This window comes from Mesorhizobium sp. M1A.F.Ca.IN.020.06.1.1 (assembly GCF_004023265.1).
Classification (GTDB): Bacteria; Pseudomonadota; Alphaproteobacteria; order Rhizobiales; family Rhizobiaceae; genus Mesorhizobium.
The window spans coordinates 1-3,067 of sequence record NZ_RZSR01000736.1 but is presented as its reverse complement, the minus strand read 5'-3'; the positions used below and the strand labels follow the sequence as shown (position 1 = coordinate 3,067).

The window sequence follows — 3,067 nt, the reverse complement described above, 5'->3', positions numbered from 1 at the left end:
AGAGCGCCATGCGGGCCGACACCGCCGTTCCGGTCGGCGATCGGTCGAGCTTGCCAGGTTTTATCGAAACGACCGATTTTGCGCGGAGGCGGTTGCCATCCTGGGTGATGGCGCCGGCAAAAAGACAGAACGAATGGTGGCGCCAATCGGGACGCTCAGGGTGGGAGAACGCCATTTGTCGATTGGCCGCATCGGTGATGCGCACCCCAAGTTCGGCGAGATCACGAGCCTCGTCGGTTTCAAGCGCTAACCCTAGGGCAGGTGCGTCCACGACGACGAAACTGTCGCCTCCATAGGCCGTGTCGACCGTGATGGTACCGAGGCCATCGACCTCAAGCGGCACACCGACCCTGTTGGCGAATGATGGTACGTTTTCGACCGTGATGCGCTGGGCTTTTCCTCCGGCACAGTCGGCCCGCACGCGTACCAGACCGCCCGGCGCCTCGAGCACCATTTCGGTTACCGGCTCCTGCATGGGGATGATCCCGGTGTCCAGAATTACCGTCGACACGCAGATCGAATTGGAGCCGGACATCGGGGGCGTATCTTCCGGTTCCATTATGATCCAAGCCATCTGCGCATCGGGATGCTTCGGAGGGACCAGAAGGTTGACGTGCCGGAAGACGCCGCCGCGCGGTTCGTTAAGAACGAAGTTACGAAGTCGGTTGTCTTCTGCGATCCATTTGCGCTGGTCCCAGACAGTGTCTCCCGGCGGAGGAGACACCCCGCCAACGATGACATCCCCGACTTCGCCCTCCGCGTGGCAGGAAACAACATGGATGACTTTCGTGCTTCGCATTCGGGAGTCCCCAGAGCCGCGGCTTCCAATTGGATATCGTATACGATCTTCGGCTCTCGTCAAGGCTCGATTGAGGGGAAATGCGCCAGTCGCTGCTGATCGGCCGGGCTCAAAAGAACCCACGCCGGACGGCATCTCAGGCCATGCAGACACTCGGGTTGAGCAGAATCGCGAGCGTATTTGATCGCGAACATCGTCTACGATATCTATGTTTGCAGATCTGACGCTCCGTGCGGAGACTCTACACGTGCCATTTGCATTTGCCGACATTCCCGATTTGGGTGCCGCCCCCACCGCTTCCGACGTGGTTTTGAAGTTCATCCGCGGAGCAATCATATCCGGGTCGCTTGATGAGGGCGAACCGATCAGGCAAGACGACGTCGCCCGCATGTTCAACATCAGCAAGATTCCGGTGCGCGAAGCTTTGAAGCGGCTCGAGGCAGAGGGATTCGTGGCATTTCAGCGAAACAAGGGCGCAATTGTCGCCAGCATGTCGGAACCGGAGATCGTGCAGATTTTCGAGGTCCGAGCGATGCTGGAATCGAACGCAATTCGGCTTTCCCTCCCCCACATGAACGAGAAGACCTTCGATAAGGCGCAAGCAAGTTGCGACTCCTTTGCGAAGGAAACCGACGTCGGCCGCTGGGCGGAACTAAATTGGGAGTTCCATTCCAGTCTTTATCTAGACGCCGGGCGACCATATCTCCTCCGCATGATCCGGTCGGTTAACGATCGCATCGAACGCTATCTGCGAGTTCAGCTGACGATTTCCGGCGGTCATGAGCTTGCGGATCGAGAACATCGCGAAATCCTGGCCGCCTGCCGCGCTGGCGAGACCGAACAGGCCGCAAAGTTGGTCTACGATCATATTATGAACGCCTGTCAATCGCTTCAGAAACACCTTGCGATCGGCAAGGTGCGCGCTGGCTGAGCCACTGGCTTGCTGTCAGTCACGATTGCCGACGGCCTTTGCCCATATTTTGTCAACTAACGGTATCAGGCAGCTTTTCCTCGCGCCGCGCGATCAAATCCTTGAGACCTTCGGCGATGCCGTCGTCGAGCTTCGGCTCCTGGTAGTCGGCGAGCATGTTGCGCGCCCTTTCGCGGCCGCGCGTGTCGTGATCCTTCGCGCCCTCGGCTGTCCATTGTTCGAAGGAATTGAAGTCCATGATGCTCGGCATGAAGAAGGCGCGCTCGAAATGCTCGAGCGTGTGCTGCGTGCCGAGAAAATGCCCTTGCGGACCGACCTCGCGGACCGCCGCCATGGCCTCCTTGAAATCGTCGAAGGGAACGCCGCCGGCATATTTGTACCAACCGACGAGCTGTTCGCAGTCGGTGGCGAATTTCGAATAGCCGCAGGTAAGGCCGGCTTCAAGCCAGCCGGCGGAGTGCCAGATGTAATTGGCGCCGGCGAGGATCGCGGCATGCATAAGCATGTTCGCCTCGTAGCCGGCCTGGGCGTCGTTGAGCTTGGAGCCGACGTGGAAGCCCGAGGTGCGCCACGGCAGTTTGTATTTCCGCGCCAGCGCACCCATCAGATACATCATCTGCGCGGCCTCCGGCGTGCCCCCCATCGGGGCGCCGGTCTTCATGTCGACGGTCACCATGAACTGGCCATAGATCTGCGGCGAGCCGGGACGGATGAGCTGGGTGAAGGCCACACCGGCGAGCGCCTCGGCATTCACCTGCGCGACCGCGCCGACGGCGGAGGCCGAGGTCGAGGCGCCGCAGAGCGCAAACGGTGCCAGGATCAGCGGCTGGTTGTGGCGGGCATAGACCCGCATCGCGTCGAGCATGGTGGCGTCCCACACCAGCGGCGAATTGCAATTGGTGATCGCCACCAGCACCGGATTGTCGCGCACGAACTCCTCGCCGAACACGATCGCAGCCATCGCCATCGTGTCTTCGGCCCGCTCCTTCGACGTCACGATGCCCATGAACGGCTTGTCGGAGTGCTTGAGCGCCGAATGAATGATGTGGAGGTGCCGCTTCGGCACCGGGATCTCCATCGGCTCGCAGATGATCGAGCTCGACGAATGCAGCGTCGGCGCCATGTAGGCGAGCTTGTGGAAATTGTTGAGGTCGTTGAGCGTGCCGTAACGCCGCTTGTTGTCGAGGTCGCGCACATAAGGCGCGCCATACATCGGCACGAAGATCGAGTTCTTGCCGCCGACGCGAACCGTACGCTCGGGGTTGCGCGCATTGAGCGTGAATTCCGGCGGGACCTTCGAGACAAGCTCCATCAGCAGCGCGCGATCGATGCGGACG

3 protein-coding genes are annotated in these 3,067 nt (G+C 60.6%); 1 reads left to right on the top strand and 2 read right to left on the bottom strand.

What is annotated here, in order from left to right; genetic code table 11:
• A partial coding sequence (locus tag EOA60_RS26035) for a proline racemase family protein (protein ID WP_128312116.1) occupies positions 1-799 on the bottom strand: 799 nt, incomplete at its 3' end.
• A gap of 247 nt (positions 800-1,046) precedes the next feature.
• On the opposite strand from EOA60_RS26035, the gene EOA60_RS26030 reads away from it, so the two are divergent.
• Positions 1,047-1,730, top strand: coding sequence for a GntR family transcriptional regulator (locus EOA60_RS26030; RefSeq protein WP_095824789.1), 684 nt, complete (start codon positions 1,047-1,049; stop codon positions 1,728-1,730).
• A gap of 52 nt (positions 1,731-1,782) precedes the next feature.
• On the opposite strand, the gene EOA60_RS26025 is transcribed toward EOA60_RS26030, so the two are convergent.
• A partial coding sequence (locus tag EOA60_RS26025) for a trimethylamine methyltransferase family protein (protein WP_128312114.1) occupies positions 1,783-3,067 on the bottom strand: 1,285 nt, incomplete at its 5' end.